This window comes from Micromonospora sp. NPDC048835 (assembly GCF_040649995.1).
In the GTDB taxonomy this organism is placed as follows: Bacteria; Actinomycetota; Actinomycetes; order Mycobacteriales; family Micromonosporaceae; genus Micromonospora.
The window spans coordinates 1-20348 of the sequence record NZ_JBEZGM010000056.1 but is presented as its reverse complement, the minus strand read 5'-3'; the positions used below and the strand labels follow the sequence as shown (position 1 = coordinate 20348).

Genomic DNA, 20348 nt, shown 5'->3' with positions numbered 1-20348 from the left:
CCCCACCCCCCCACCCCACCCCACCCCCCACCCCACCCCCCACCCCCCCCTGCCTCGGTGATCAAGAGGTTCGCGTCAAGTTCGGGCGAGATTTTGACGCAAACCTCTTGATCAACAAGGTGGGGGTGGGGGTGGGGGGAGGGGAGAGGGGGTGGGGGGGTTTGGGGGGTTTTAGGGGGTTTTGGGGGTGGGGGGTTCGCCGGAGTCCAGGACTGCCTGGGTCCAGCCGCCCTCGATGACGCCGCTCGCGTCCAGGACGGCCCAGTCGACCACGTCGGACACCTCCACGACCACGGGGGCGCCGATGCGGACGCTCTGGTCGGTGTTGGCGTCGCTGGCGCTCACGCCGACGATGCGCTCCGGGGTCTCCCACGAGGTGACGCCGGCCCAGACGTACTCCGGGCCGTCGTCCCCGGGCAGGCCGTACTTCACCACCAGCTGCGACTCGCTGGGGAACCGGCCGGCGACGAACCGGGCCCGCGCGTCACCGAGCGCGGCGCGGGCGGTGGCGACCGCACGGCTCATCGCGTCACCGGAGCGGGCGTACCGCACGTCCGGTTGGATCCCGGAGAACAGCGTCGCGCAGGCAGCCGCGTAGTAGCGCCCGTCCGGGCCGGGGTGCCCGGCCGGCGGGCGCAGGCTGAGGAACGAGTCTGCCTCCGGGTCGGTCGCCGGATCCAGTTCGAGGCGGAGCAGCACCGGGGCGGTGGCGCCGTGCTGCTCCGGGTTGCCGTACGCCACCGCGATGTCGTGCCCGGTGACCGTGGCGAGCACCGGCAGTTGCACGAACGCCGGCACCTCCTCGCCGGTGAGCCCGTCCGTCCAGTCCCGCAGCAGTCGGCGGGCCGCCCCGGTCATCACGGCGCCCCAGGCGCGGGTGAGGTGGTCGGGCACCCCCTGGGTCTGCAACTCCAGCAGGCCGAAGCGGCGCAGCCCCTTGGTGGTGAACCACAGGCCCTCGGTGTCCGAGGAGTACGGCACCAGCACCCAGTCGACGAGTCGGATGCGGCCCTGCTCGTCGGGGAGGGAACGCAGCGCGGTCGCCGGGTCGAGGAACTGCAGGCCGAAGACGTCCACCACGTCGCTGTCGACGGATTCCGCCACGGCGGCCGCGACCGCGCGGGCGGCCCACTCGTGCGCGGGCGGCCAGCCGGGCCGGTACTCGGCCTGGACGACCACCAGGTGCGTGGCCGCCGCCAGCCGGGCCAGTTGCTCCTCGGTGGCGCCGAACGCGGTGAGCAGGTCCGGTGGCAGCTCGGGGAACTCGGCGATCGGCCGGGTGTCGACGCTCATCAGCGGGCTGTCGAGCATCTGCCGGGCCAACCCGTGCACCGGTTCGGCGAGTCGGCCGGTCAGGGCCGCCACCGCGGTCTTCGCACTGACCTTCGGTAGCCCCACCATCGGCACCAGATAGGTCGCGCTGAGCGACTCCGGCACCGGTACGGGCAGGAAGTCGTCAGTGATGAGCATTGTGGGTTCCCCCGGTGGCCGCGCCGGTGTTGTCGAGCCGAACGCTACCCGGCCCGCCCTGCCCGGTTCAGCCGGACAGCACCAGACCCAGGTAGACCAGCGTGGTGACCACCTCGACGGTCGCGCCGAGGACGTCGCCGGTGATGCCGCCGAGCCGGCGTACCACATGATTGAGCAGCGCCAGCGCGACGGCGACGGCGGCGACGACGACCAGCGGCCCGTGCCACGGACGGCCCGGCACCGCGGGCACCGCGAGCAGCACGACGGCGACCGCGCCGGCGGCCAGGGCCACCGGCCCGACCGTGCCGGCGACGAGCGCGCCCAGCCCGTCGGGCCGGGCCGCCGGCACTCCCCGTCGGCAGGCAAGCGTGACGCCGAACCGCCCGGCCGCGGTCGCCGCGACCACCGCCGCGAGACCCGCCGGCCAGGACCGTCCCGCGAGGTCGGCGAGGGCCGCGGCCTGCACCAGGAGTACGACCACCAGGGCGACCACCCCGAACGGGCCGACGTCCGGCTTCTTCATGATCTCCAGGGCGGCCGCCCCCCGCCGGTACGAGCCGAGCGCGTCCACCGTGTCGGCCAACCCGTCCAGGTGCAGCCCTCGGGTGAGCAGCGCGGCGACGCCGACGGTCACACCGGCCGCCACGAGCGGGGGAGCGAGCGCACCGGTCAGCACCAGCACACCGGCAAGCACGGCACCGAGCAACGCGCCGACCACCGGGGCGAGGGCCATCGCCGTGCCGGCGACCGGCCGGTCGATGCGCCCGGCCCGCACCGGCAGTGTGGTGAACGTGGTGACCGCCAGCCGGGCTCCCGCGAGGAGCCGAGGCTCAGCCGGCACGCCAGCCCGACGCCGGCTGCTCGTCCGCCCCGGTGCTGGCCGGGCCCGGCCCGGCCGGCTCCGGCTCGGCGAAGTCGGGCTCGGTCGAGTCGGCCCCGGTGAAGTCGAGATCCGGGTCGGTGGACTCCGGCTCGTCGACGCTCGGGTCGGTGTCCTCCGGGCCGGCCAGCGACGGGTGTACCGGCAGTGCGGCGGAGAGCGCCAGCACCGAGCGCAGCAGCGGCAGCGCGACAAGCGCGTTCGCGCCCTCGCCGAGGTCCAGTCGCAGGTCGAGCAGCGGGGTGAGGCCGAGCACGTCGGCGGCGAGCCGGACGGCCGGGTGCCCGCCGTGGTCGGCCAGCAGGCACCAGTGCCGGGCCTGCCCGGCCAGGTCACGGCTCACCATGCCGGCGGCCAGACCGACCGGTCCGTCGAGCAGCACCGGCACCCGGCGGGCGGTGGCGCCGAGCAGCACGCCGGTGGCCACCGCCACGTCGCCGCCGCCCAGCTCGGCCAGGATGTCCTTGGCGCCACGGGACGAGCGTCGGGTGCGGTGCAGCGCGTCGCGTACCGCCGCGCAGCGGACCATCCACGCCGCGTCGTCGATCTCGCCGGAGTCGGTGATCACCCGGCCCAGCACCGCGGGGGGCTCCGCGCCCGCGGTGGCCGCGAGCACCGCGGCGGCCGCCGCCTCGGTGCCGGCGCCGCACGCCCCGAGAACGAGCAGTTGTACGCCGGCGTCGGCGGCCTGTTCGGCCAACCGCCAGCCGTAGCGCAGCGCCGACTCCACCTGCTCCGGCGCGAGGGCCGGCTGGTCCTCGATCGGTGCGGAGGTCGGAGTGTCCACCACCTGCAGACTGGCACCGCTCTCGGCAGCCAGCCGTGCCAACGCGCCCCGGCCGGCGCGGGCCTGCGCGGCACGGCGCGCGGACTCACCGGCGATGGAGCCGGCCGCCGCACCGCCGTCGTGGTCGCCGTGCAGCAGCAGCACCCGTACCGAGCCCCAGGCGGCGGGGGTCGAGGTGCCCTGGGTGGCGGCGGCGAAGCCCACCACCCGGTCCAGTACGCCCAGCCCGGCACCCGGTACGTCGAGCGTGGCCAGTCGGTCCACCGCCTGCGGGCCCGCGTACTCGTCGGGCATCGGCAGCTCCATCCCGGGCTGGATGACCAGCCCGGTGGCCACCATCGGCAGCGCCATGGTCGGTGCGGCCCAGGCATTGCCCGGTTCCTGAGTCGGGGTGGCCGGCGGCGTGTGGGTCAGCACCTCGGGCAGCTGCACCTCGGGGGTCGGCTCGCTGTCGGCCAGGCTCGCCACCACCGGTGCGCTCGCGGCGGCCGTCGGCGCGGTCACGGTGCCCGCAGCGGTCGGCGCGGTCGTGGTGGCGGCAGCGGTCGGCGCGGTCACCGCGGCGGCAGCGGTCGGCGCGCTCGTGGTGGCGGCTGGCTTGAGCCAGACCGGTTGACCGGCGACGACAAGCGCCACCGCGTCGCAGGCGTCGGCGACCGCGCGGTTGGCCGCGCCCAACGCGTCGGTGAACGCTCGACCCAGCGGGGTGGTCGGCACCAGGGAGAGCCCCACCTCGGGGCTCACCAGCACCACCCGGGCGGTACACCCGCGGATCGCCTCGGCCAGCTCGGCGATCGTCGCCACGTCGTCGGCGGGCTGGTGGTCCGGGTCGAGCAGCACCGTCACCCAGCCGCCCAGGTCGTCGACGAGGACCGTCTCGTTGGGCTCGGCGGACGCGAGCACGTCGGCCAGCCGGCGCGGGTCCGCCGAGGTCTCCTCGGTGCTCCAGCTGCCCGGCCGCCGGGCGCGGTGCGCCGCCAGTCGGGTCGCCCACTCGGTGTCCTCCGGGTCGCCCTCGGGCGCGGTGGCGACATAGCGGACCATCGGCGCGTCATTGACCAGGGACTCGGCGAACTCGGACTTGCCGGACCGGATACCGCCGAGCACCAGGACCGTGTTCCACCCGTCTACGGACATGCCCGTACCTTAGTTCGCTCGCCTGGTACCCGGGCACCTCGCCCCAGCCCCACTGAAGATCGAAAGTGCGTGCCGCGTCCGTTACCGACATTCCGCGTCGATCTTGCAGTTTGTGTTGCCGATAGACGAGGAATGTGGTGTTACGTCGCGACAGCAAACGCAAGATCGCGGAGGGGAGTGCCCTGTTCCGTTTGGTGGCCTGGTGCTTTTGGCGGTTAGTCGCAGTGTTCGAAGCCGCTGCCGTAACTGACGCCGCCGGTGGAGCCGCCCCACTTGACGCACGTCCCGGCGGCGGTGGCCTTCACCGGGCCGGCGTAGTAGTCGAAGGACCCGCTGTCGGTGCTGCGCGCCCGCCCCTGCACCTCCAGGTACGCCGAGGCTGCCGTCTTCGCGCCGACCGCGCTGTCCTTGAGGGTCACCACGCAGTTGGTGCCGGTGCCTGCGTGGTACAGCAGGAAGACCCGGCCCTTGCGCTGCCCGTCACCGCCGGTCAGCGTCGCCGAGTCGATCACCTGGTAGCCGCTGCCGCACGCCTGTGCTGCCGTGTACGGGTTGGGCCGGCTGGACGGGGTGCGGCTGGGCGTGGGTCGGCTGCTAGTCGTGCTGGTCGGCGTGCCGTCCGGCGCAGGGGTGCGGGTGGGATCGCCGCTTGTCGTCGCGTCGGCGGGGGACCCGCTCGGGTCGGCCGTCGCGGTGCGGCTCGCGGCCGGCGTCGCGCTGGACCGGGGCTCGGTGGTGGTCGCGTTCCCGGGCGGGAGCGCTGCGTCGGTGACCGCCGCCGACTCGCCGGCCAGCGCGGGTGGCTGATCCGTCCTGCCGGAGGTCGTCTCGGGTCGCAGCGCCACCACCGCCACCGCGACGGCCAGGGCGACGAGGACGACCGTGCCGGCCCCGACCAGCAGCGGACGGCGTCGGCCCGTCGGCCCGATCCCGATCGCGTCCTCCCGGGTCGGCTTCGGCGCGATCGTCGCTTCGACCGCGAGGTTCGCCGATGGGCGTAGATCGGCAGGCCCCGCCGGCACCGACCCGGCGGGCGGCGTCGCCGCGACCGACGACGCGGAGAGCAGGCTGCCCGGCGACGCGGAAGCCAGGCCGGCGGGATTGGCGGGGGCCGCGATGGCAGGCGAGGCGGAGGCCGCTACGCCCGGGGTGGGAGCGGCGAGCGCCCACGGTGGGCGGGCCGAGACCGGGATGCTCGCCAGGGTCGCGTCGCGGGCGTCGGCGGCGGCAGCGGCCAACTCGGCGGCACTGCTGAACCGGTCCTCCGGACGCTTGGCCAGCGCGCGGTCCACCACGGCGGCGACCGCCGGTGGGGTGTCCGCCGGCAGCGCCGCCGGGTCCTCCTGGGCGTGCCGCAGCGCCACCGCGAGCGGGTTGTCACCGTGGAAGGGCGGCTGCCCGGCAAGGCAGAAGTACGCCACCGCGCCGAGCGCGTAGATGTCGGTGGCGGCCGAGACCGGCTGACCGGTGGCCTGCTCGGGCGACATGTACGAGGCGGTGCCGAGCACCATGTTCGCGGCGGTGAGCCCGGCCATGTTCCGGGAACGGGCGAGGCCGAAGTCGACGAGCACCACCCTGCCGTCGGCCTTGACCAACAGATTGCCCGGCTTCACGTCGCGGTGCACGATGCCGGCGAGGTGGGCGGTGTGCAGCGCGTCCGCGGCCTGGGCCAGCACCGACATGGTGGTGGCCGGATCAAGCCGTCGCACCGTGCGCACCCGGGCGGACAACGGCTCGCCGTCGACGTACTCCATCACCAGGTAGTCGACCTGGCTGCCGTCGTCGAGCACGGCCTGCCCCACGTCGTGCACCGGGACCACGCCGGGGTGCCGCAGCGCGGCGAGCATCCGCGCCTCGGCCCGGAAACGGGCGGTGAACTCCGGATCGGCGACAAGCGACGGCAGCAGCACCTTTACGGCGACCTCGCGTTCGAGCAGCACGTCCGTGCCGCGCCAGACCGCGCCCATCCCACCCGTCGCCACCCGTTCACCCAGGCGGTACCGGTCGTCGAGCAGCACTCCCCGTGTCAGCACCGAGCCACCGTACCGGCCGACGTCGATCGGCTCGATCCACCCCGCTGGCCTTCGCCGGGGGAGAGCGAGGGGCCGTTGCGCGCCGGGCCGACTACGCTGGCGAGGGTTCGTCCCACGGGGACTTCAGCGGCGAGGGGAGACGCGGCATGGCGTGGAGCTGGCGGTACGAGGGCACGGACGGCCAGTCGGTCGAGGGACCGGCGGAGTCGTTCGGCAGCCAGGCCGACGCCGAATCCTGGATCGGCCAGTCCTGGCGGGAGCTCGCGGCGTCCGGCGTCACCTCGGTCGCACTCGTGGAGGACGACCGGGTGGACTACCGGATGAGCCTGCTGCCCACGGCCGAGTGATGGCGTACGACCGCCCGGGCGGTGACGGGCTGGTCCTCGGCGTACCGAAGGCGGCGTTCCGGCCCAGCCCGGTCTTCCTCGGCCTGGTCGCGCTCTTCGCGGTCAGCGGGGTGCTGGCCTGGAACGGGTACGGCAGCGTCCGGTTCAACGTGTTCCTCTTCGTGGTGTCCGGCTGGCTGGTGTCGCTCTGCCTGCACGAGTACGCCCACGCGGTGGTGGCCTACCGGGCCGGCGACCGGGACATCGCCCACCGCGGCTACCTGACGCTCAACCCGTTCAAGTACACCCACCCGTTGCTGTCGATCGTGCTGCCGGTGGTGGTGGTGCTGCTCGGCGGCATCGGCCTGCCCGGTGGCGCGGTCTGGGTGGACCGGCACTCGATTCCGGGTCGGCTGCGGCACACCCTGGTCAGCCTCGCCGGCCCGGCGACGAACGTGCTGTTCACGTTGGTGCTGGTGGCGGTGGTGCGGCTCGGCACCCAGTCGGGTGGTCCGGTGGAGTTCTGGGCCGGGGTGGCGCTGCTCGCCTTCCTCCAGCTCACCGCAAGCGTGCTGAACCTGCTGCCGGTGCCCGGCCTGGACGGCGGCAACATGATCCAGCCGTGGCTCAGCCCGCAGTGGCGCAAGATGTACGACCTGTTCGCCCCGTACGGCTTCATTCTGCTCTTCGCGCTGCTGTGGAACCCGCGCATCGGGGGCTGGTTCTTCGACGCGGTCTTCGCGATCGGCGACCTGCTCGGTCTGCCGTCCTGGCTCTACGCCACCGGCCTGGAGCTGATCCGCTTCTGGCAGGGCTGAACCCCGACCGGGCTGGCCCGGCAGGGCTGACCCGGTCCGGCCCGGCCGGCGCGAATCGTCGCGCCGGCCGGGCCGGTACGGCGTCAGGGCCGCTGCGCGGGAGACTCGGTCTTCGCCGGGTCCCGCTCGGCGATCGGCTCGACGATGTCGTCGATCGCCTTGAGCAGGTCGGCGTCGAGCTTCACGCCGGCCGCCTTCACGTTGTCGTGCACCTGCTCGGGGCGGGACGCGCCGATGATCGCCGACGAGACGTTCGGGTTCTGCAGCACCCACGCCACGGCGAGCTGGGCCATGCTGAGCCCGGCCTGCTCGGCGAGGGGCTTGAGCTGCTGAACCCGGGTCAGCACGTCGTCGTTCATGAACCGGGAGATGAAGCCCGCACCCGACTTCTCGTCGGTGGCGCGGGAACCGGCCGGCGGCGGCTGGCCCGGCAGGTACTTGCCGGAGAGCACGCCCTGCGCCATCGGCGACCAGACGATCTGCCCGATGCCCAGTTCCTCGCTTGCCGGCACGACCTCGGCCTCGATGACCCGCCAGAGCAGCGAGTACTGCGGCTGGTTGGAGACCAGTGGGATGTGCAGTTCCCGGGCGAGCGGATGGGCGGCGCGAAGCTGGGCGGCGGTCCACTCGGAGACGCCGATGTAGTGCGCCTTGCCGGAGTGGACGACGTCGGCGAACGCCTCCATCGTCTCTTCCAGCGGGGTGCTGTAGTCGTAGCGGTGGGCCTGGTAGAGGTCCACGTAGTCGGTGCGCAGTCGGCGCAGCGAGCCGTTGATCGACTCCATGATGTGCTTACGGGACAGACCACGGTCGTTGCGGCCGGGCCCGGTCGGCCAGTAGACCTTGGTGAAGATCTCCAGGCCCTCGCGGCGCTCGTTCTGCAACGCCCGGCCGAGCACGTCCTCTGCTCGGGTGCCGGCGTACACGTCGGCGGTGTCGAAGGTGGTGATCCCCGCGTCGAGGGCCGCCCGGACGCAGGCGAACGCGGCGTCCTCCTCGACCTGCGAACCGTGGGTGATCCAGTTGCCGTACGAGATCTCGCTGACCATCAGGCCGGAACGGCCCAGGTGTCGGAATTCCATGCCTCGACCCTAGCCCTGGTGGATCACCATCCGCGACCGGCGACTCAGAGCACCGGATTGGCGTCGGTGAGTAGCCGGTCGATCTCTTCGAGCACTTCGGCGCGATCGCGGTGCACCGGATCGATGAGCGGCACGCCGCGCCGGTCCAGCGCGCCCCACCGCCCGTTGCCGCTCTCGACCAGGAACGCCACCGGGTGGATGACGAGCATCGGGTGCGCCGGCGGGACCAGCACCGTGCCGGTGCGGTCCACGACACCCCGCCGACCAGCCACGTCGACCACGGCGAGCCCCTCGTCGGTGAACCCGTCGACCTGCTGACCGTCGGCCAGCTCCGTGGCGAAGCCGTGGTAGCGGGTGGGCACGATGACCCGCCCGGTGCGGTCGACCGCCCCCCAACCCTCGCGCTTCACCGCGGCCAACCCACGCCGGAACGGTCGTACCTCGGCGAAGTTCGGCGCGACCTGCACCGCGCCGGTCGCGTCGATCGCCGTCCAGCCGCCCTCGCCGACCACCCAGGAAAGGCCGTCGCTGAACGGGTGCGCGGCCCGGAAGGACGGCGGGATCACCGTCGTACCGAGCAGGTTGATCAGCGACCAGCGGTCCTGGTCCGGCCGGCGGACCCACGCCAACCCGTCGTGGAAGGGCTGCGCCTCCGCGTACCGGGCGGGGATGACCACCTCACCGTCCTGGCTGGTGTAACCCCACAAGGGCCCATCCCGCTCCGGCACCGGGGGCCGGTCCCGGTCGAGCACCTCGTCCCGACCCCTGGGGTACGGCCCGAAGCCACCCGCCTCGGCCCGAACGGTGACCGCGTCGAGAGCCACCCGGACCCGGTCCAGCAGTTCGGCGTCGCCGGCGCCCCGCAGGTCGAGCGCCTTCTCGAAGTGCTCGCAGGCCTCCATGAGCCGGCCCTGGTCGTAACACGACCGCCCGGCGTGCTCGTGCAGCGCGGCCCGCAACCGGTCGGGCAACTCGATCGAGTTGGCCTGGGCGAAGAGCTGGTCCGCCTCGGCGAAGTCGCCACGCCACCGCAGCACGTGCGCCAGCCGGGCCTGGGCCAACGCCGTCCGGCGCAGCTCCCCGGTGGCTTCGGCGTAGGTGAGGGCGAGCCGGCCATCGGCAAGCGCGTCGTCCAGGTCGCCGAGAATTCGCGAGGCCACCGCCCGCAGGCTGAGCAGCCGGGCCCGGGCGCGGTTGTCGACCGCCGAGCCCAACTTCTCGGTCAGGCGCCGCCGGATGGCCCGCAGGTCGTCCGGCTCGGTCAGGTCCTCGCGCAGGGTGACCGGGTCCAACCGCCAGCGGTACGCGGCCAGCACCTGCTCCGGGTCGCCCGGGTCGGCCAGCGACGGGCGGGTCACCACCGGCGGTGCGTCGTCGGGTGGCGCCGACACCGGCACGCTCTCCCCGCCCGAGCCGCTCCTCGGGCCGGGAACGGCCGAGGCGGGTGGCCCGGACGTCGGCTCCACCGACGCCGCCGACCCGGAGACGGGCATGGGTGGCGCGGAGACCGGCATGGGTGGCCCGGAGACGGGCGCTGCCTCGGGCGCTGGTGGTGCGGACGTGGGCGCTGCCGGCGAGGCCGGTGGCGCGGAGGCGGGCACCGCCGACACGGGCGCTGGTGGTGCGGAGACGGGCGCTGCGGCTGGTGGTGCGGAGACGGGAGCTGCGGCTGGTGGCGCGGAGACGGGAGCTGCGGGCGGAGCCGATACCGGCGACGCCGGCGGCGCGGAGACCGGCGTGACCGCGACGGGGGGTGCGGACGTCGGCGTGACCGAGAGCGGCGGTGCCGAGATCGGGGTGACCGATAACGGCGGCGCGGAGACCGGCGTGACCGCGACGGGCGGTGCGGAGATCGGCGTGACCGACAGCGGCGGTGCCGAGACCGGCGTGACCGACAGCGGTGGTGCGGGAACCGGCGTGGTCGTGTCGTCCGTGGGCGTCACGGAGGGCGCGGCGTCGGCCGACCACTCTGCTCGCGAGCCGTCCGTGGAGTTCGTGCCCGGCTCGTCGGTCGCATCCGCCCGCTCGTCGGGCGGCGCGGGTTCGTCCGTCGGATCGTGCACGACCGGATCGGTGTCCTCGTCCGACGCCACGGTGGAGGACAGTTTGTCGAGCCCGACCCTGACGCCGTCTTCGTCGCCCAGGTCGGCTGCGGAGTGGTCCGTGGGCATCGCGACGACAGGAACGTCGGGGACCTGCTGGTCGTCGTCCACCGTCCAGCCGTCGACCTCCTCGTCGGTCATGCCCAGGTGGGTGTCGGCCGTCGGTGTCGGCCGCTCCTCGTCTGGTGTGGTCGGTGTCGTGGCGAGGTCGGGGTCACCGGCCGTCGCTTCGTCGTCGCCGGCGTCGTACGACCGCTGATCGGTCGCCGGCTCGTCCTGGTCGGGCTCGGCGGCCTGAGCGGGGCTGAACCATGCTTCCGGCCCTCGGGGGCCCGGGACGTCGCCGGGCTCGGGAACGGGCGCCACCGGCTCTTCCGAGGGCGGCGGGGGTACGTAGCGGCGCGGCGTGCCCGGTGCTGGCGGGAGCGCCGGCCCGACGTCCTCCACCGGCGGCTGCGGGGGCGCGGGAGCAGGCACCACCGGGGTCGGGTCAACCGGGGCTGCGGGGGTCGGCTCAGTCGGGCTCGGGGCCGGGCGGTTCGCCGGTGGCGCTGGCGCTTGCCAGGTGGGCGGCGGGGCCACCGACGGGCGTGCGTCGGCCGTCGGGGCCGGCCGCTCCGGCGAGTACGGGCGCTGTGGCGCGGTCGGTCGGTCCGGCGCGGTCGGTCGGTCGGCGGCGTGCGGCCGCTCGGGCGGGTGAAGGAGGTCCGGGGAGGCCGCGCTGCGGTCGGTTACCGGGGCGCCGGCCGTCGGTCCGTCGACCCGACGGCGATCCGGGCCTGGCTCCTCGCCACGCCGCTGGTCCGCCGCGTGGTCGGCGCTGCCCGGACCGGAGTAACGCGGCGGCGGGGTGGGGCGTGCCCCGGCGCTCGGGTGCGGTTCGGCCAGCGGCCGGCGACCCGGTGCCGATGGGGCGTCCGAACGCTCGTCGGCGCTGGGCGGGTCCACCGGCGCGGGCAGATACTCCAGCCGCAGGTGCGCGGCGGGTGGCCCCGAGACGGGCCGGTCGGCGGCGGGCGAGACCGGGGCGGGCGAGACCTGTCGCTCCCAGCCGGGGGCGGCGGGGGAGACAGGTGCTGGCGAAGCCTGTCGCTCCGGGGCGACAGGTGGGACCGGCATGGCACGACCGGCCGCGGGCGGCGCCGTCGCAGCCGGGCGTGCCGGTGGCTCGTCGTATCGCGCCGGGGTGGCCGCCGGTCGTTCGTCGTAGCGCGCCGGAGTTGCGGTCGGTCGTTCGTCGTACCGCGCCGGGGTGGCCGCCGGTCGTTCGTCGTACCGCGCCGGGGTTGCCGCCGGTCGTTCGTCGTACCGCGCCGGGGTTGCCGTCGGCCGCTCGGACCGGGCGGCCGGTCGCGACGCGATGCCCGGCTCGGCGGTGCGGTACGGATCGGTGCCGCGGTGCGGGTCTGGGCCGCGCTGCGGGTCGGTGCTGCGGCCCGGCTCCGGGGTGCGGTCCGAGGTGTGGTCCTGGCGCACCGGCCCCGGTGGTGGCCAGGGCAGGCTGCCGTCCGACCGTTGGCCCGGCTGCGGCCGGGACTCGCGGTAGGTGTCCGCACGAGGCGCGTCCTCGCGGTACCCGTTCTCGCGGTACCCGTCTGGGCGGGCCTGCTCGCGGGGCCGCCGGTCCGGGTACGCCTCGGCGCGGGCCGCCGCCTCACGGGGCTGCTGCCGGTGCGGGTCGGTGTCGGGCCGCCGCCGGTCGTCGTCGAGGCGGGTCTGGTCGGGCAGGTCCGGCTCGGGCCGACGTCGTCGTCCACCGTTGGCTGCCGGCGCTGCTCCGACACCCTCGTCCGCGCGGTAGCGAGGCTCGGGACGGCGCGGGTCGTCGGCGGCCCGGTCCGCGTACCCGTCGGAGCCGTACCGCGTGCGGCCGTCCACGGGTGCCCACGACTCGGCCCCGTCGGCGCTGCGGGCGTCGTGCTCGCGGGCGGGGCGGGCGGCGTACCCGTCGCCGGGGTGCCGTTCGTAACCGGCGGCCGGTCGCTCCGGCGTGCCGCGCCGACGTGGCGCGTCGCCCGGCTCGGGCACCCACCCGGGCTCGGGCCGGGGTGCGGGGGAGACCGGAGGCGTGCCCCGGTAGCCCCGGTCCCGCTCGGTGGGCTCCGGCCGGGGACGGCGGGTGTCGTACGGCTGGTCCCGGTGCCAGGCGGCCTCCCGAGCGGGTCCCCGCTCGTCGGCGGGACGGCGGTCGGACCAGGCGGTCCGTCGGTCCGACTCCGGGGAGCGGCGTTCGTCGCGGCGGGGCGGCTCGGGCAGCGGACGACGGTACGGCTCGTGGTCGTAGTGGCGGGAGTCGGTGCTGTCGGGTCGGCCGTAGGTGGAGGCGTCCGTCGAGCGTTCGTCGTCCCGGAGTCGGCCGTAGGCAGGTGACCCGCCCGGTTCGTCGTCCACCCACGACCGGCCGTGGGGCGTCTGCTCCGCTTGTGGTTCGTCGGACCACGACCGGCCGAGGTAGGTGCCGTCCGGGCGGGTGGGCGCGAGCGGCGGCACCTCGGCGCGGCCGGACACCGTCGCCCGGCCGCGTGGTGGCGGCTGGTGTGACATGCCGATGTCGCCGGCGTAGCGCTGGCCGGGGAACTGGGGGTGCCACTCGCTTGTCGGCTCGACCACCCAGGACGGTTCGTTCGGGTCCGGCCACCTGTCGGTGTAGCGGCCGTTCATCGGTCTGGCCCGTCGCCACACAGGGCCGCTGGGCCGATCTTCGTCGGGGGTGAGCTGTGCGCGGCGGCCTTCGGGTGACCGCTGGGCGTCCGGTCGCCGCCTGCCACGCCCCGGTGGCCGGCTCGCGTCCGCTCGCTCACGCGTTGTCACCTCGTTGCAAATTGTCGCGCTGGGGCCGCACGTGCCGGTCAGACCGCCGCTTCGGCAGGCTGGGGCTGCGGATGGAGGGTAACGGCGTCGGCTCGCTCACCGCCACTGTGGTGCCGTCCACCGGCGCAAACGTTATCCCATTGGTTTCGGACATTTGATCCTATAAGCGAATCCTGTCTCCGACCCTACCGCACTCGAGAACCAGGCGGCTCCGACGGGATCGCGCGATGCTCCACGACGAGGACGGTGCACGTACCGGGAGCGAGCACCTCGATGCCGGCAGTTACGGCGAAACTGCTGCCTCCGAGGTGCCTGAGGCAGCAGTTTCGCTGATGTTGCGGGGGATCGTGGCGGTGCCGGAGACCAGAGGTCAGACCTTGTCGCCAAGCTTCACCTGGGGCGCCGGAGCGCGCATCCGCCGGAAGGTGATCGACCGCATGACCGCGTAGAGGAAGAGCGAGCCCATCCGTTGGTCGCTCTTCGGGAAGCGCTCCCGGACCAGCTTGCTGATCTTGCGACAGATCAGCACCGAGTCGATGACCACGCCGAGCGCCAGCGCGCCCCAGAGCAGGTTGGAGATCAACCGGACCGGGGCCGGCATGGCCGCGTTCGACCCGACGAGCACGATGAGTGCCCCGCCGAAGAACCAGGTGCCGACGGTACGCCGGGAGTCGACCACGTTGCGCGCCAGCAGCCGCTCCGGGCCACGGTCACGCGGGCCACCCTCGCGGCGGAACTCGGCCGCGGCCTCGGTACGCAGTTGGCGGCGACGCTCCCGCTCCTCCTCCTTGGTGAGGGGGCGGCTGGGACCGGCCGGGCGACGGCCGACGGTCGGCCGCTTGGGCGTCTCCCGACCCTTGGCCGGGGTGTAACCCCGGGAACGCTCAGCGGTCTCCTCGGGGGTCACCGAGGTGACGGCCTCGTCGACGAGGTCGGTGGACTTGCGGCGAAAGAGCGACGGCACGCGGCAAGGGTAGCCAACGGCAGGCAACAGGTGCACATCGCGGTGGACGGCAGACGGCTCCAGGTCGCCGGGGCGCCCTGGAGCCGTCGTGGCCGAACGATGGTGACCGAGGTTACGGACGCTCGGCGTGCGCGCCCAGGTCGGCGAGCTTCGCCTCGAAGTCCTCGTAGCCCCGGTTGATCAGGTCCACGCCGTACACCCGGGAGGTGCCCTCGGCGGCGAGTGCCGCGATCAGGTGGCTGAACCCGGCCCGCAGGTCCGGGATGACCAGGTCGGCGGCGTGCAGCTTGCTCGGCCCGGCGATCACCGCGGAGTGCTTGAAGTTACGCCGGCCGAAGCGGCACGGCGTGCCGCCGAGGCAGTCCCGGTAGACCTGGATGTTGGCGCCCATCGAGTTGAGGGCCTCGGTGTAGCCCAGCCGCTGCTCGTAGACCGTCTCGTGGACGATCGACAGGCCACGGGCCTGGGTCAGCGCCACGACCAACGGCTGCTGCCAGTCGGTCATGAAGCCGGGGTGCACGTCGGTCTCCAGCGCCACCGCGTTCAGCTCGCCACCGGGGTGCCAGAAGCGGATGCCGCCCTCCTGGCCGGGGTCGCCCAGCTTCGGCGCGCGGGCGTCGGTGACCTCGTACTCGCCGCCGACCGAGCGGAAGATGTTCAGGAAGGTCATCATGTCGGCCTGCTGGGCGCCCAGCACCTCGACGTGACCACGGGTCGCCAGGGCGGCGGCCGCCCAGCTCGCCGCCTCGATCCGGTCCGGGATCGGCCGGTGGGTGTAGCCGTGCAGCTTCGGCACGCCCTGGATCTCGATCACCCGGTCGGTGTGGACCTTGATGATCGCGCCCATCTTCTGCAGGATGCAGATCAGGTCGATGATCTCCGGCTCCACCGCGGCGTTGCGCAGCTCGGTGACGCCCTCGGCCATCACCGCGGTCAGCAGCACCTGCTCGGTGGCGCCGACGCTCGGGTACGGCAGGGCGAACTTGGTGCCGTGCAGCCCGTTGGGGGCGGACAGATGCAGACCCTCGGGCCGCTTCTCGACGGTGGCGCCGAACTCGCGCAGCGCCTGCAGGTGGAAGTCGATCGGGCGCGGGCCGATGTGGCAGCCGCCCAGGTCCGGGATGAACGCGTGCCCGAGGCGGTGCAGCAGCGGGCCGCAGAACAGGATCGGGATCCGGCTGGAACCAGCGTGCACGTTGATCTGGTCGGTGCTGGCGCTCTCCACGTTCGCCGGGTCGAAGACGAGCTCGCCGTCCTCGGTGCCGTCGGTGACCTTGACGCCGTGCAGGCCGAGCAGACCCCGGACCACCTCGACGTCGCGGATCTTCGGCACGTCGAACAATCGGCTCGGGCTGTCACCGAGGAGCGCGGCGACCATCGCCTTCGATACCAGGTTCTTCGCGCCGCGCACGCGGATCCGCCCTTCGAGCGGAGTACCTCCGTGCACAACCAGGACGTCGTCGGTCAACGCAACCTCCAGCGCGTCGGTGCTGCTGTGTTGATGGTGGGGTGCCTGAACCTTGTCGCTACCCCGGATGCGGCCACATCGAAACGGCTCGCGTGTGTCGTCGCTTGGGCAGCATAGCCCTCGGTGACGAAAAAGGACTCGGTCACATCGGCGTGTGTGGCATTAATCGGTGATCCGGCACTTTTGCGTACCAAGAGCGCTACGGATCGTGATCAGCCTGCGGCCGGTGGTGGAGTGTCCTAACCGGGCAGAGCGAGCATCTGGTCCAACGCCACCCGGGCGTGGTGGGCCGTGTCCGCGTCCACCGTGATCTGGTTGACGACCCGGCCCGCGACCAGCTCCTCCAGCGCCCAGACCAGGTGCGGCAGGTCGATCCGGTTCATCGTCGAGCAGTAGCAGACGGCCTTGTCCAGGAACATGATCTGCTTGTCCGGGTGCGCCAGCGCGAGCCGGCGGACCAGGTTCAGCTCGGTGCCGAGCGCCCACGCCGAGCCGGCCGGAGCCGCCTCGATGGTCTTGATGATGTATTCGGTCGAGCCCACGTGGTCCGCGGCGGTGACCACCTCGTGCCGGCACTCCGGGTGGACCAGGACGTTCACCCCGGGCACCCGCTCCCGAACGTCGTTGACGCTCTCCAGCGTGAACCGGCCGTGCACCGAGCAGTGCCCCCGCCAGAGGATCATCTTGGCGTCGCGCAGCTGCTCGGGGGTCAGCCCACCACCGGGCTTGTGCGGGTCGTAGAGCACGCAGTCGTCCAGCGACAGGCCCATCTCCAGCACCGCGGTGTTACGGCCCAGGTGCTGATCCGGCAGGAAGAGCACCTTCGAACCCTGCTCGAAGGCCCAGTCCAGGGCGCGCTTGGCGTTGGACGAGGTGCAGACCACGCCGCCGTTGCGGCCCACGAACCCCTTGATGTCGGCCGAGGAGTTCATGTACGTCACCGGCACCGTGTCGCCGGCGATGCCCAGCTCGGTCAGCGTGTCCCAGGCGGCCTCGACCTGGCCCAGGACGGCCATGTCCGCCATCGAACAACCCGCCGCCAGGTCGGGCAGGATCACCCGCTGGGCGTCGGTGGTGAGGATGTCGGCGCTCTCGGCCATGAAGTGCACACCGCAGAAGACGATGTACTCCGCGTCCGGGCGGGCCGCGGCCTCCCGGGCCAGCTTGAACGAGTCACCGGTCACGTCGGCGAACTGGATCACCTCGTCACGCTGGTAGTGGTGCCCCAGCACGAAGACCTTGCTGCCCAGCTTCGCCTTCGCGGCGGTGGCACGGGCCACCAGATCCGGGTCGCTTGGCGCCGGCAGGTCGCCCGGACACTCCACGCCGCGCTCGGTGTCGGGGTCGCTGCCCCGGCCGAGCAGCAGCAGAGCCGTCGCCGTGTTGGAGGGTTCCACCCAGGTCGAAGTCACGTAGCCCATGGTCCCACAGCACGAGCGCGCCGCAGCTTCGCTCGGTGTGGGCTGCCACACTGCTCGGCATGCGCGTGCTGCTCTGCCCGGACAAGTTCGCCGGCACCCTGCCCGCACCGGAGGTGGCCGCTGCGGTCGCTGCCGGTTGGCGTTCCGTCTCCGACGGGGACGATCTGCTGATCCGGCCGCTCGCCGACGGTGGGCCGGGCTTCGTGGAGGTGCTCGCCGAAGCCGTCGGCGGTCGACGCGTGCCGGTGTCGACGGTCGACCCGCTGGGCCGGCCGGCGGCCGGTGAGATCCTGCTCACCGCCGACGGTACGACCGCCTACCTGGAGAGCGCGCAGGCGTGCGGCCTGCACCTGCTCTCCGCCGCCGAGCGCGATCCGAAGACCACCACCTCGTACGGGCTGGGGCTGCTGGTGGCCGCCGCGGTGGAGAGCGGTGCCCGCACGGTGGTGATCGGGCTGGGCGGCTCCGGCACCAACGACGCCGGCGCCGGAATGCTCGCCGCGCTGGGCGTCACCCCGCTCGACCAGGGCGGCGCCGCTCTGCCGTACGGCGGGGCGGCGCTCGCCGCGGTCGACGCCCTGGACGGCGCGCCTCGGCTGCGCGGCGTCCGGCTGGTCGCGGCCACCGACGTGGACAACCCCCTGCTCGGGCTGCACGGCGCCAGCAACGTGTTCGGCCCGCAGAAGGGCGCCGACCGTGCCGACGTGCTGCTGCTCGACGCCGCGTTGGAGCGTTTCGCGGCGGTGCTTGAACGGGACCTGGGCGGCTGCCCGTCCGGGCTCGGCACGCTGCCGGGGGGCGGTGCCGCGGGCGGCATCGGCGCCGCGCTGCTCGCCCTGGGTGGCACCTGCGAGTCGGGCATCGGCCTGGTCACCAACGCCCTTCGGCTGGACGCCGCGCTGGACACCGCCGACCTGGTGATCACCGGTGAGGGGTCGTTCGACCACCAGTCGCTGCGCGGCAAGGTGGTCGCCGGGGTGGCCGGGGCGGCCCGTGACCGGGGGGTGCCCTGCGTGGTGCTGGCCGGGCAGGTGAGCACCGGCCGGCGGGAGGCAGCCTCGGCCGGGGTTACCGACGCGTACAGCCTGGTCGAGCACTTCGGCGGCGAGGAGAGCGGCGGGCTCGACGCCGCGCTGAGCCGGCCCGCCGAGGGCCTGCGCGAGCTGGGCGCACGGCTGGCCCGGCAGTGGAGCCGCTGACCGTCCCGGCCACCCTGTGGGCCGGCCGACCTGCGGCGGCGGTCACGCCACGCGGGTGCACCCGGCCGAGGCGGCGTACGATCGGTTGAGGACCACAACCGGGAATCACTGGACGGCGCGCGGCGTTGGCCAGTGCGTCCGGACCCAAACCGCGCAGGGAGACTTCCACGTGACCACGCCAGCGCAGACCGAGTCGACCGAGGCCCAGGCCCCTACTTCCGTCGTCCTCACCGACGTCGCGGCGCAGAAGGTCAAGGCCCTGATCGAGCAGGAGGGCCGCGACGACCTGCGGCTCCGCGTCGCCGTGCAGCCGGGCGGCTGCTCCGGCCTGCGGTACCAGCTCTTCTTCGACGAGCGTTCGCTCGACGGTGACGTCGTGACCGACTTCGGTGGTGTCGAGGTCGTCGTCGACCGGATGAGCGCCCCGTACCTCTCCGGTGCGACGATCGACTTCGCCGACCGGATCGACGCCCAGGGCTTCACCATCGACAACCCCAACGCCGGCAGCTCGTGCGCCTGCGGTGACTCCTTCAACTGAGTCACACCCCACACCAGCGACGATGGGGCCTTCCTCCGGGGCGGCCCCATCGTCGTACCCGGCCGGGGAGTGGCACGGCGGTCCGGGAGCGGTCCCGCCAGCCGGCGGTGGCGAGCTGGTTGCCGTTGTCCGACCGAGCGGCGACCATCGGGTTGCCGTGCCGGTAGGCTGACCGCGCCCTGCTCCCGACCCTGAGGGTTGACATGAAGATCGCCGTCACCGGCTCGATCGCCACCGATCACCTGATGAGCTTCCCCGGTCGCTTCGCCGACCAGCTCATCGCCGATCAGCTGCACAAGGTGTCCCTCTCCTTCCTGGTGGACGACCTGGTGCTCCGCCGCGGCGGCGTGGCGGCGAACATCTCCTTCGGGATGGGTCAGCTCGGCCTGCGCCCGGTGCTGCTCGGAGCGGTCGGCGCCGACTTCGCCGACTACCGCTCCTGGCTGGAGCGCCACGGCGTGGACTGCGACTCGGTGCACATCAGCGAGGTGGCACACACCGCCCGCTTCGTCTGCACCACCGACACCGACATGTGCCAGATCGCGTCGTTCTACGCCGGCGCGATGAGCGAGGCCCGCAACATCGAGCTGGCCCCGGTCGCCGACCGGCTCGGCGGTCTGGACCTGGTGCTCGTCGGCGCCAACGACCCCGAGGCGATGCTGCGCCACTCGGCCGAGTGCCGCTCCCGGGGCTACGCCTTCGCCGCCGACCCGTCCCAGCAACTCGCCCGGATGGGCGGCGAGGACGTGGTGGCGCTGATCGAAGGCGCCGAGTACCTGATGACCAACGACTACGAGAAGTCGCTGCTGCAGAGCAAGGCGCAACTCAGCGACGACCAACTGCTGGACCTGGTCAAGGTGCGGGTCACCACGCTGGGCAAGCACGGGGTGGAGATCGCCGGGCGCGGCATCGACCCGATCCACGTACCGATCGCGCGGGAGATCCGGGCAGTCGACCCGACAGGTGTCGGCGACGGCTTCCGGGCCGGTTTCTTCACCGCGCTCTCCTGGGGCCTCGGCCTGGAACGCGCCGCCCAGGTCGGCTCGCTGCTGGCCACGCTGGTCCTGGAGACCGTCGGCACCCAGGAGTACGACGTCCGCCGCGACCTGTTCATCAAGCGCCTCGCCGAGTCCTACGGAGACGCCGCAGCAGAAGAAGTCCGCCCCCACCTCCTCCCAGCCTGACCCAAACCCCGCCCTCGCCCTCGCGCGGTCCTGGCCCTCGCGCGGTCCTGGCCCTCGCGCGGTCCTGGCCCTCGCGCGGTCCTGGCCCTCGCGCGGTCCTGGCCCTCGCGCGGTCCTGGCCCTCGCGC

14 protein-coding genes are annotated in these 20348 nt (G+C 73.5%); 5 read left to right on the top strand and 9 right to left on the bottom strand.

Going from position 1 to position 20348, the window contains the following annotated elements:
* Positions 1 to 171 precede the first annotated feature (171 nt).
* The 4 genes from AB0C15_RS32105 to AB0C15_RS32090 all read right to left on the bottom strand — a co-directional run bounded on the left by AB0C15_RS32105 (position 172) and on the right by AB0C15_RS32090 (position 6307).
* Positions 172 to 1470, bottom strand: coding sequence for a DUF2314 domain-containing protein (locus AB0C15_RS32105; RefSeq protein WP_357358428.1), 1299 nt, complete (start codon positions 1468 to 1470; stop codon positions 172 to 174).
* Positions 1471 to 1537: 67 nt separating this feature from the next.
* The gene (locus AB0C15_RS32100) at positions 1538 to 2311 is read right to left on the bottom strand and encodes an adenosylcobinamide-GDP ribazoletransferase (RefSeq protein WP_357358426.1); all 774 of its coding nucleotides are present in this window, start codon (positions 2309 to 2311) and stop codon (positions 1538 to 1540) included.
* Complete coding sequence (locus AB0C15_RS32095; protein WP_357358424.1) at positions 2301 to 4274, bottom strand: bifunctional adenosylcobinamide kinase/adenosylcobinamide-phosphate guanylyltransferase; 1974 nt, start codon at positions 4272 to 4274, stop codon at positions 2301 to 2303. Before AB0C15_RS32095 ends, AB0C15_RS32100 begins: the two co-directional genes overlap by 11 nt.
* A 215-nt stretch (positions 4275 to 4489) precedes the next feature.
* Positions 4490 to 6307 (bottom strand): protein kinase, encoded by a 1818-nt coding sequence (locus AB0C15_RS32090; RefSeq protein ID WP_357358422.1) that lies wholly within the window; start codon positions 6305 to 6307, stop codon positions 4490 to 4492.
* A 146-nt stretch (positions 6308 to 6453) separates the two neighbouring features.
* Here AB0C15_RS32090 and AB0C15_RS32085 point away from each other — a divergent pair, with 146 nt between their 5' ends.
* On the top strand, positions 6454 to 6654 hold the full coding sequence (locus AB0C15_RS32085; RefSeq protein WP_357358420.1) for a hypothetical protein: 201 nt from the start codon (positions 6454 to 6456) through the stop codon (positions 6652 to 6654).
* The gene (locus AB0C15_RS32080; RefSeq protein WP_357358418.1) at positions 6654 to 7451 is read left to right on the top strand and encodes a site-2 protease family protein; all 798 of its coding nucleotides are present in this window, start codon (positions 6654 to 6656) and stop codon (positions 7449 to 7451) included. Before AB0C15_RS32085 ends, AB0C15_RS32080 begins: the two co-directional genes overlap by 1 nt.
* Positions 7452 to 7534: 83 nt before the next feature.
* Here the strand turns inward: AB0C15_RS32080 and AB0C15_RS32075 are convergent, their stop codons facing one another.
* The 5 genes from AB0C15_RS32075 to nadA all read right to left on the bottom strand — a co-directional run bounded on the left by AB0C15_RS32075 (position 7535) and on the right by nadA (position 17290).
* Positions 7535 to 8533 (bottom strand): aldo/keto reductase family protein, encoded by a 999-nt coding sequence (locus tag AB0C15_RS32075; protein WP_357358416.1) that lies wholly within the window; start codon positions 8531 to 8533, stop codon positions 7535 to 7537.
* 44 nt (positions 8534 to 8577) lie between these two features.
* Entirely contained in the window at positions 8578 to 13296 is a 4719-nt protein-coding gene (locus AB0C15_RS32070) for a WG repeat-containing protein (protein ID WP_357358414.1), read from the bottom strand.
* A 520-nt stretch (positions 13297 to 13816) separates the two neighbouring features.
* Positions 13817 to 14410: a DUF3043 domain-containing protein gene (locus AB0C15_RS32065; RefSeq protein WP_357358412.1), complete on the bottom strand. Its 594-nt coding sequence runs from the start codon at positions 14408 to 14410 to the stop codon at positions 13817 to 13819.
* Positions 14411 to 14522: 112 nt separating this feature from the next.
* On the bottom strand, positions 14523 to 15878 hold the full coding sequence (murA, locus tag AB0C15_RS32060) for a UDP-N-acetylglucosamine 1-carboxyvinyltransferase (protein ID WP_110564159.1): 1356 nt from the start codon (positions 15876 to 15878) through the stop codon (positions 14523 to 14525).
* Between the two features lie 239 nt (positions 15879 to 16117).
* A complete protein-coding gene (nadA, locus tag AB0C15_RS32055; protein WP_357358409.1) occupies positions 16118 to 17290 on the bottom strand; it encodes a quinolinate synthase NadA in 1173 nt (390 codons plus the stop codon).
* Between the two features lie 68 nt (positions 17291 to 17358).
* On the opposite strand from nadA, the gene AB0C15_RS32050 reads away from it, so the two are divergent.
* The 3 genes from AB0C15_RS32050 (at position 17359) to AB0C15_RS32040 (ending at position 20220) form a co-directional block, all read left to right on the top strand.
* A complete protein-coding gene (locus AB0C15_RS32050; protein WP_357358430.1) occupies positions 17359 to 18498 on the top strand; it encodes a glycerate kinase in 1140 nt (379 codons plus the stop codon).
* A 169-nt stretch (positions 18499 to 18667) separates the two neighbouring features.
* Positions 18668 to 19036 carry an iron-sulfur cluster insertion protein ErpA gene (gene erpA, locus AB0C15_RS32045; protein ID WP_030337969.1) on the top strand — a complete coding sequence of 123 codons (369 nt, stop codon included), beginning with the start codon at positions 18668 to 18670 and terminating at the stop codon, positions 19034 to 19036.
* A 203-nt stretch (positions 19037 to 19239) separates the two neighbouring features.
* Positions 19240 to 20220, top strand: coding sequence for a carbohydrate kinase family protein (locus AB0C15_RS32040; protein ID WP_357358407.1), 981 nt, complete (start codon positions 19240 to 19242; stop codon positions 20218 to 20220).
* Positions 20221 to 20348: the final 128 nt, after the last annotated feature.

Bases quoted from the DNA above. Each gene is read 5' to 3' on its own strand.
- AB0C15_RS32075 (WP_357358416.1), bottom strand. From the start codon at position 8,533: ATGGAATTCCGACACCTGGGCCGTTCCGGCCTGATGGTCAGCGAGATC.
- AB0C15_RS32085 (WP_357358420.1), top strand. From the start codon at position 6,454: ATGGCGTGGAGCTGGCGGTACGAGGGCACGGACGGCCAGTCGGTCGAG.
- AB0C15_RS32080 (WP_357358418.1), top strand. From the start codon at position 6,654: ATGGCGTACGACCGCCCGGGCGGTGACGGGCTGGTCCTCGGCGTACCG.
- AB0C15_RS32105 (WP_357358428.1), bottom strand. From the start codon at position 1,470: ATGCTCATCACTGACGACTTCCTGCCCGTACCGGTGCCGGAGTCGCTC.
- AB0C15_RS32095 (WP_357358424.1), bottom strand. From the start codon at position 4,274: ATGTCCGTAGACGGGTGGAACACGGTCCTGGTGCTCGGCGGTATCCGG.
- AB0C15_RS32070 (WP_357358414.1), bottom strand. From the start codon at position 13,296: ATGAACGGCCGCTACACCGACAGGTGGCCGGACCCGAACGAACCGTCC.
- AB0C15_RS32040 (WP_357358407.1), top strand. From the start codon at position 19,240: ATGAAGATCGCCGTCACCGGCTCGATCGCCACCGATCACCTGATGAGC.
- AB0C15_RS32050 (WP_357358430.1), top strand. From the start codon at position 17,359: ATGCGCGTGCTGCTCTGCCCGGACAAGTTCGCCGGCACCCTGCCCGCA.